General features: G+C 71.9%; 6 protein-coding genes. 3 read left to right on the top strand and 3 right to left on the bottom strand.

Going from position 1 to position 8247, the window contains the following annotated elements; all coding sequences use genetic code 11:
* Positions 1–1055, bottom strand: a 1055-nt coding sequence (locus CCL05_RS20205; RefSeq protein ID WP_143589915.1) for a sigma-70 family RNA polymerase sigma factor, incomplete at its 3' end; no start/stop codon positions are given.
* A gap of 486 nt (positions 1056–1541) precedes the next feature.
* Positions 1542–2321: a TetR/AcrR family transcriptional regulator gene (locus tag CCL05_RS20200; RefSeq protein ID WP_086561897.1), complete on the bottom strand. Its 780-nt coding sequence runs from the start codon at positions 2319–2321 to the stop codon at positions 1542–1544.
* Between the two features lie 376 nt (positions 2322–2697).
* Between CCL05_RS20200 and CCL05_RS20195 the strand changes: the two genes are divergently transcribed.
* Complete coding sequence (locus CCL05_RS20195) at positions 2698–4077, top strand: NAD(P)/FAD-dependent oxidoreductase (protein WP_086561896.1); 1380 nt, start codon at positions 2698–2700, stop codon at positions 4075–4077.
* A 173-nt stretch (positions 4078–4250) separates the two neighbouring features.
* Positions 4251–5915 carry an ATP-binding SpoIIE family protein phosphatase gene (locus tag CCL05_RS20190; protein ID WP_086561895.1) on the top strand — a complete coding sequence of 555 codons (1665 nt, stop codon included), beginning with the start codon at positions 4251–4253 and terminating at the stop codon, positions 5913–5915.
* 62 nt (positions 5916–5977) lie between these two features.
* Here the strand turns inward: CCL05_RS20190 and CCL05_RS20185 are convergent, their stop codons facing one another.
* The gene (locus CCL05_RS20185) at positions 5978–7243 is read right to left on the bottom strand and encodes an MFS transporter (protein WP_086561894.1); all 1266 of its coding nucleotides are present in this window, start codon (positions 7241–7243) and stop codon (positions 5978–5980) included.
* A 122-nt stretch (positions 7244–7365) separates the two neighbouring features.
* Between CCL05_RS20185 and CCL05_RS20180 the strand changes: the two genes are divergently transcribed.
* Positions 7366–7914 (top strand): MarR family winged helix-turn-helix transcriptional regulator, encoded by a 549-nt coding sequence (locus CCL05_RS20180; RefSeq protein WP_086561893.1) that lies wholly within the window; start codon positions 7366–7368, stop codon positions 7912–7914.
* Positions 7915–8247 lie beyond the last annotated feature (333 nt).

The raw sequence follows: 8247 nt of genomic DNA, 5'->3' as shown, positions 1-8247 counted from the left end.
GCTCCTGCCGCCCCCGCTCCCGCGCCACCGGCGATGAGCCCGGCCGCCTTGGCGTACCCGGCGGCGCCGAACCAGCCGATGACCGCGAGCGGGACCACCGCGGGGATACCGCCGGCGACCTCCTCGAGCTGCGTCGCGGCCAGCCGGCACTTCGCGCACTCCTCCAGGTGCTTGCGCAGCCCCCGCTCGGCCCGCGTGCGCAGCCGGCCGCGGGCGTACGTGCCGAGCTGGTCGGCGTAGTGCGCGCAGTCCTCGTCGGCGGTGAGCGCGGCGCTGACGTGGGCCTGGAGGCAGGCGTGCTTGAGGCCCTCGCGGGCCCGGCCGGCGAGCACGCGCGTGCCGTCGGCGTCCAGCCCGAAGAGCGTGGCGACCTCGCCGGGTGACTCGTCCTCGACCTCGGTGTGCCACAGCACGGCCTGCCACCGCTCGGGCAGCGATCGGAAGGCCCGCATGGCCATGGACCCCTCGGCATCGTGCATCGCCCGCACGTCCGCGCCCAGGTCGAGCGTGTCGCCGCCGGAGACGTAGGAGCCGCGTGCGGACTGGGCGGCGAACACCGCGAAGTCGTCGACGAGCTGCTCCCGCCGCGCCGACCGCGTCCAGGAGGCGGCGACGCGACGGAGGGAGGTGAGCAGGTAGGCGCGCACGGCGTGCTCGGGTCCGGAACCGCCGCGTACCGCCTGGAGCATGCGGGCGAAGACCTCGGCGGTCAGGTCGTCGGCGGTGTGGGAGTCACGGCAGCAGGTCCGGGCGTACCGGCGCACGGCCTGCGCGTGGCGCCGGAACAGCTCCTCGTACGCCGTGTCGTCGCCCGAGCGCATCCGGTCGATGAGATCGGCGTCGGAGGGCGGCAGCTCGCGCGGCGGCGGCAGGACGCTGTCCTCACACCATGCGCGCTGTGGCGGGACCGAGCCGTCGGTTCTCCCGCCCGGTGCGGGATGCCCGCCCGGCGGTACGCCCGCGCGTCCGCCCTGACTCGGCACCTGCGGCGGGACCGGGCCGCCGGCTGTGGCGTCCCCGTTCCCGCTCGACTCGTCCCGCCCGTCAACGCTCATCGCGGAAAGCCCCCGCCAGCCGCCCAACACGTCCAGAGCACCGGGTCAGAGTGCCACAGTGGCTCTTGGCCAGACCCCTGGAGTTCGGACCCTCACTCATCCGAGGGGATTTACCGCACGCCAGTACTGCGCGTCACTCATACGGGGAATGACTCCCTGTCGCCCGGGCTCGGAAGCCGACCGGACCGATCCGGCGGCTGGTCATGACCGCCACAGCCGGCCGGTCCCATCGACCAGTACGTTCGACCGGCCTGATCGACCAGTGCGGTCGACCGGCGACCGACCGACCGGCCCGACAGGGTCCGGCCCGATCGAACAGATCAGCCCACGAGCCAAGCCCGACGAGCCAAGCCGATACGTCCAGCCACCCGGCAAGCCGACCGCACCAGCCGATCGCTCCGCCCGTCGCGGCAGCCTCTCCGGCGCCCCGTTCCGGCTGCCCGTTGCGGCAGCCCCTCCGGTTGCCCCTTCCGGCAGCCGCCCCGCTCACGCCGGCCGCGACCGCAGCCCCTCCAGCAGGATGTCCAGCAGCCGGGCCGACGCGGCCGCCTGCTGTGCCGCGTCCGGCAGCGAGGGCGCGGCCGTCGCGATCACCAGCAGCACGTCCGAAACCGACACGTCCGCCCGCAGCTCACCCGCCGCGCGCGCCCGCTCCACGAGCTGACCCACGACCTCGAGCAGCGCCGACGCCCCGGTGTCGTCCTCCGCCGCGACCGCCGATGCCGGCACCGAGGCGACGGCCACCGGCTCCTCCGGCACCAGCCGCAGCTCCGCCGGGCCCGGCTGCGTCCGCTGCTGCGGCACGCGCGCCTGACCGGCACGCTCCTCCTCGACAGAGACCCGCAGCACCTGCGGCGGCAGCAGCCGCCCGGCGCCGGAGGCCACCGACGTCCGCAGGAAGCGCGACAGCGCCGACCACGGCTCGTCCTCCTGCCCGAGCGCCGCACGCGCCTGGTCGGTCAGCCGGGAGGTCTCCTCCTCGGCTATGCGCCGCACCAGGACGTCCTTGCTCGGGAACCGCCGGTACACCGTGCCCACGCCGACCCGCGCGCGTCGCGCCACGTCCTCCATCGGCGCGCCGTACCCCAGCTCGCCGAACACCTCGCGCGCCGCCCGCAGCACATGCTCCAGATTGCGCTGTGCGTCCACGCGCAGCGGCGTCGTCCGCGATCCGTTCCCGCGTCCGTTGCCCGCCGTCGCGCTCATCGTCGCGCCACCCGCCGCGACAGCGGACGCGGACGACCAATGAGAGTCCTGAACATGCATATGCATTCCCCCGGTAATGACGTCTCCCCCCGGAGACACTCCCCGCCATGCGATGCCGGGACGCTGGAACAGGCCCTGGTCCGCAGGCCCGCCTCTCGCGGACCCGCTGAGCGCATCCCCCTACACCCCGTCGACACACGAACATAGTTGAGAGGGAGTCAATTCAGAAGAGGCAGGTTCCGCACGGAGCGCCCACCGATCGGAGTACGGGTCGCATACGTCCCGAATGTGCCCCCGACCGCCCTTCGCACTACCCCACCTGACCTGCGGGTATTCCCCGCGGCTCGCCTTTCCGGCCAACTCGGCGCGCTCTCCCGCTCCGGTCACACAATTCGTCGAGGCTGTGGACAAACGCCAGCGGCGGGTGCGTCATGGGATGGTGAAGGAACGTGCGCGCATTCTCGTTGTCGGTGGTGGCTACGTCGGGATGTACACGGCCCTGCGCCTCCAGCGCAGACTGAAACGGGAACTGCAGCGGGGCGAGGTGGAGATCACGGTCGTCACCCCCGACCCGTACATGACGTACCAGCCGTTCCTCCCCGAGGCCGCCGCGGGCGCCATCTCCCCCCGCCACGTCGTCGTACCGCTGCGCCGCGTCCTCGACCGGTGCCGCGTCGTCATCGGCGAGGCCACCGCCATCGACCACGCGAAGCGCACCGCCACCATCACCACCCTCGCCACCGAGGAGGAGGGCACGGGCGGACAGCTGCTGACGTACGACGAACTCGTCCTCGCCCCCGGCTCCGTCTCGCGCACCCTCCCGGTCCCCGGCCTCGCCGACCACGGCATCGGCTTCAAGACCGTCGAAGAGGCCATCGGCCTGCGCAACCACGTCATCGAGCAGATGGACATCGCCTCCTCCACCCGCGATCCCGCGATCCGCGATGCCGCCCTCACCTTCGTCTTCGTCGGCGGCGGCTTCGCCGGCGTGGAGGCGCTCGGCGAACTGGAGGACATGGCCCGCTACGCCGCGCGCTACTACCACAACGTCCAGCCCGAGGACATGAAGTGGATCCTCGTGGAGGCCTCGGACCGCATCCTGCCCGAGGTCGGCGAGGAGATGGGCCGCTACGCCGTCACCGAACTGCGCCGCCGCAACATCGACGTACGCCTCCGGACCCGCCTGGAGTCCTGCGCGGACCGGGTCGCCGTCCTCAGCGACGGCGCCCGCTTCCCCACCCGTACGGTCGTCTGGACCGCCGGCGTCAAACCCCACCCGGTGCTCGCCGCCACCGACCTGCCCCGCAACGACCGAGGACGCCTCAAGTGCACGGCGGAACTGGCCGTCGAGGGCACCACGCGCGCGTGGGCAGCCGGAGACGCCGCCGCCGTCCCCGACGTCACCGCCGCCGAACCGGGCCGCGAGTGCGCCCCCAACGCCCAGCACGCCCTCCGCCAGGCCAAGGTCCTCGCCGACAACATCGTGCACACCCTGCGCGCCGAGCCTCTGCAGACGTACGAACACGCCTACGCCGGATCGGTCGCCTCCCTCGGCCTGCACAAGGGCGTCGCCCACGTCTACGGACGCAAGCTCAAGGGCTACCCGGCCTGGTTCATGCACCGCGCCTACCACCTCAGCCGCGTGCCCACCTTCAACCGCAAGGCGCGCGTGCTCGCCGAATGGACCCTGGCCGGGCTCTTCAAACGCGAGATCGTCTCCCTGGGTTCACTCGAACATCCCCGGGCCGAGTTCGAACTCGCGGCCGGTGGAAAGCCTTCCCAAGACCCCCCGGTGAACCCGAAGGGGTCGTCCTGACCGGACCCAGGAACTCCACCGGCCGGCCCGGCGTCTGACGGATGCCGGTCCGGTCCCCTCACTGCCAGACTGGTCCACCACCGCGGGCGTGCCACCACACGCCCCGGTGCGGGCCCCCGGGGCCCCGGCCGGTTCCGGTGCCGGCCGCCGACGACTACACGAGGCAAGGATTCGTGAACTTCACGCGCTGGAGCGCCCGGCTCCCCGGAACGCAGCGCCGCGCCGCAGCGCGGACCGAGCAGACGGCCTCCCCGGACCGGCGGGGGGAAACCGTACCCGCCGCCCGTGCCGAACAACTGACCGACAAGCCACCCTCCGTACCCGCCGTCGACGAACTGCGGGTGCGCGAGGTCCTCGACCGCGTCCCGTCCCTCGTCGCCCTGGTCCACGGCCCCGACCACCGCATCGCCTACGTCAACGACGCGTACACCACCGCCTTCGGCGTACGCCCCCTGGGCGAACGCGCCCGCGAGGCCCTCCCCGAACTGGACGCCCTCGGCCTGTTCCCCCTCCTGGACCAGGTCCAGCGCAGCGGCAAGCCGCGTACGGTCAAGTCCCGCAAGGCCCCCGACGGCCGCTGCTACACCTTCACCTGCACCCCGGTCGCCCAGGGCGACGGCAAGGGCGGTAGCGACGGCCGCGGAGTCCTCGTCTTCGCCACGGACGTCACCGACCACGCCGAAGCCGCCGAACGCCTGCGCGCCAGCGAACGCCGCCAACGCGAAACGGCGGTGACACTCCAGAGATCACTGCTCCCCCAGGAGCTCGAAGAACCCGACGACCTGCGCGTCGCCGCCACATACCACCCCGGCGGCACCGAGGCCGCGGTCGGCGGCGACTGGTACGACGTCATCACCCTGGGCGGCGGCCGCACGGCCCTCGTCATCGGCGACGTCATGGGCCGCGGCGTCCGCGCGGCAGCGGTCATGGGCCAGCTCCGCACGGCGGTCCGCGCCTACGCCCGCCTCGACCTGCCCCCGCACGAGGTCCTCCAGCTCCTCGACGGCCTGGCAGCCGAGATCGACGCCAACCAGATCGCCACCTGCGCGTACGCGGTCCACGACCCGAACGAGGGCAAGCTGGTCTACGCCTCGGCGGGCCACCTCCCCATCCTCGTCCGCGACGAGAACGGCGCGGTCCTGCGCGCCGACGAACCCACCGGCCCGCCGCTCGGCACCGGCGGCTGGATGCACGCCTCGGGCTCCATCCCCCTCGGCCCCGGCTCCACGGCCGTCCTCTACACCGACGGCCTGGTGGAGCGCCGGGACGCCGACCTCGACGAGGGCATCGCCGCCCTGGCAAGCGCCCTGGCCGGCGCCACCGGCACACCCCAGGTCGTCTGCGACCGCCTGGTCCGCTCAGCGGGCGTGACCCCCGACCACGACGACGACGTGGCCGTCCTCGTCCTCCAGCACCCGGCCCGGACGGGCCCGGAGAGCGAGCTGTTCCGCAACGCCGCCCTGGATCTCCTGGGCGGCGTGGAAGCGGCCCCACGCGCGCGTGCCTTCGCCTCCGGCGTCCTGACCAGCTGGCGCTTCCCCGCCGACCTGCACGACCTGGGCGTCCTGGCGACCAGCGAACTGGTCGCCAACTCCCTCCAGCACGGCACCCCACCGATGCGTCTGCGTCTGCGCCGCACCGATCGCCGCCTGATCATCGAGGTCACCGACGGCGACGACCACCTTCCCAGGCGCCGCCGCGCGGAACCGGGCGACGAATCGGGCCGGGGCATCGCCATCGTCGCCACGATCGCGTCCAACTGGGGCTGCCGCCGGACCCCGGGCGGCGGCAAGGCGGTGTGGTGCGAGTTCGCCCTACCGCGCCCGCAGGCGACATAGGGAAACGGAAGAGGGGACCGTAAGGACAGGAAGGGAAGGGAAGGGAAGGGGAGGAAACGGAATCAGACGTCCGCGGACACGGGCGCCCCACCCCGCGCCACAACCCGGCTCTTCCCGAGCCACGGCTGATCCTGCACCGCCGTGAGCTGCCGCCCCAGCCGCACCGCCAGGAAAGTGATCCCCAGCGAGAACAACAGGAACGCCCCGATGTACGGCGCGTGCAGCGAAGCCCCCAGCGGCCCGCCCACCGCCGGCCCGACGGCCAGCGCGAGCTGCTTGACCAGGGCGAAAGCGGAGTTGTACTGCCCGGCCATCCCCTCCGGCGCCAGATCGGCGACCAGCGGGGCGACCGTCGGCGACAGCATCGCCTCACCCAGCCCGAACAGGGCGTACGTCGACACGAACGCGGCCGTCGCCATCTCCTGGCTCCCCTGCCCGAGCCCCGCGTACCCGGCGACAGCCCAGGCCACGGCCCAGATCAGCCCGACAGCGGCGATCACCCGCGACCGCCTGCGCCGCTCCACGAACCGCAGCACGGCGAACTGCGCCACGACGATCACCAGCGTGTTCGCCGCCAGGGCGGTCCCCAGCGCCGACGTCGATATCCCGGCGGCCTCGACCCCGTACGCGCTCAGCCCCGACTCGAACTGCCCGTAGCAGGCGAAGAACAGCACGAAGCCCAGCACGCAGAGCTGCACCATGGCCCGGTTGCCCAGCAACTGCTTCCAGCCGCCCCGCCCCGACGCCAGGGGCGCCGCCTCGATCCGCGGCGCGTGCGGTACCCGCACCGTCGTCATCACCACGACCAGCAGCAGGAACATCGCCGCCTCGATCGCGAAGAGCAGCGTGAAGGAGGCGGCGCTCGACGTGTCCACGAGATGCCCACCGATGAGGCCGCCCACCCCGAGCCCCAGGTTCTGCAGGAAGAACTGCATGGCGAAGGCCCGCGAGCGCGTCTCCGCCGACGAGCAGTCCACGATCATCGTCGCCAGCGCCGGCTGCGTCACGGCCTGCCCGGCCCCCAGCACGGCAGCCGCCGACAACACCGTCGCCGCGCTGCTCGCGAGCCCCAGACCCAGCGCACCGACGGCGGCGGCGACCAGGGCGGCGAGCAGCACCGGCAGCGGCCCCCGCCGGACGATGGCCCGCCCGGCGAACGGCAGCACGACCAGTGCCGCCACAGCGAAGACGGCAAGTACGAGACCCGCCGTCATGGCTCCCAGTCCCCGCACCTGCGCCACATAGACGTACAGATAGGGGACGGTGAAGCCGAGCCCGAACGCGCTGAGTGCGTTGCCCACGTGGATCCGGCGCATCGCTGCGCCCATCGCCCTGGTCACGTTCACCTCTCTCACTAGTTAGGCGTGAAGACTTCGAAACTAAAGTTCGAAGCTAAAGAGTACATACCCAAGGACTTCAAGGCAAAGAACGGCCGTGCCATACTGCGCCCATGGGCGACACCCCCGGCCCCAGCGAGCCGACCCTCGAAGAGCAGATCGCGGCGTACCAGCGCGAGTTCCAGGACCTCGACCCCCAGGTGGAGCAGATCGTCTCGGCCCTGTCCCGCCTGAACCGCCGCATGAACGTCGCCTACGGCCGTCAGACCGCGGCGCTCGGCATCAGCAATGCCGAGTGGGAGGTACTGAAGGCCCTCGTCCTCTCGGGCGCCCCCTACCGTCTGGGCCCGAGCGACCTGGCCAAGCGCCTCGGCCTGACCCCGGCCGCCATGACTCACCGGATCGACCGCATGGTCGGCGAAGGACTGGTCACCCGGGAACGGGACGAGTCCAACAGGGTCCGCGTCATCGTGGAGCTCACCCAGGGAGGTCGGGAGAAGTGGCTGGAGGCGATGCGCCTGGCGACGGTCTTCGAGGAGGACCTGCTCCAGGACCTGTCGCCGCAGGAGCGCACCGCGCTCGGCGAGGTCCTCACCCGGCTCCTGCGCCGGGTGGAAGACGCCCAGCCGGACGCCGGCGGCCGCCTCTCCGACCTGGACTGACGACCGCACAAAAGATCTTGACAGAGGGCGCTTGACAGCCCCCTTCCTGATCCGTAAAGTTCTTCGGGTTGCCGCGGAGCCGTAACGGTTCTGCGACAGCACTTTCGCCGCTTGAGCGGCACCCAACCACTAGCAAGATCGATCCCAACGGGATTGATTTCGGCGTGCCCGAATTCAATTCGAATGGGGACTCGACGACCTGATCGACTCCGCACTGGCTTCGATTTTGGAAACGCCGAGAGAACGCGCTAAGGTTGGACACGTCGGAACGGCCCAGCGGCCGCGAAGACAAACCCCGCTGACTGGGGGTCAGGTCGAGAAAAAGATCTGATA

The sequence above is a fragment of the Streptomyces africanus genome (genome assembly GCF_002150735.1).
GTDB classification, from domain to species: domain Bacteria; phylum Actinomycetota; class Actinomycetes; order Streptomycetales; family Streptomycetaceae; genus Streptomyces; species Streptomyces africanus.
This window is presented reverse-complemented; position numbering and strand designations above follow the sequence as displayed.

What these genes read in the sequence shown, in the direction of transcription:
- CCL05_RS20185 (WP_086561894.1), bottom strand. Translation starts at nt 7,243, where the DNA reads ATGGGCGCAGCGATGCGCCGGATCCACGTGGGCAACGCACTCAGCGCG.
- CCL05_RS20200 (WP_086561897.1), bottom strand. Translation starts at nt 2,321, where the DNA reads ATGCATGTTCAGGACTCTCATTGGTCGTCCGCGTCCGCTGTCGCGGCG.
- CCL05_RS20195 (WP_086561896.1), top strand. Translation starts at nt 2,698, where the DNA reads ATGGTGAAGGAACGTGCGCGCATTCTCGTTGTCGGTGGTGGCTACGTC.
- CCL05_RS20180 (WP_086561893.1), top strand. Translation starts at nt 7,366, where the DNA reads ATGGGCGACACCCCCGGCCCCAGCGAGCCGACCCTCGAAGAGCAGATC.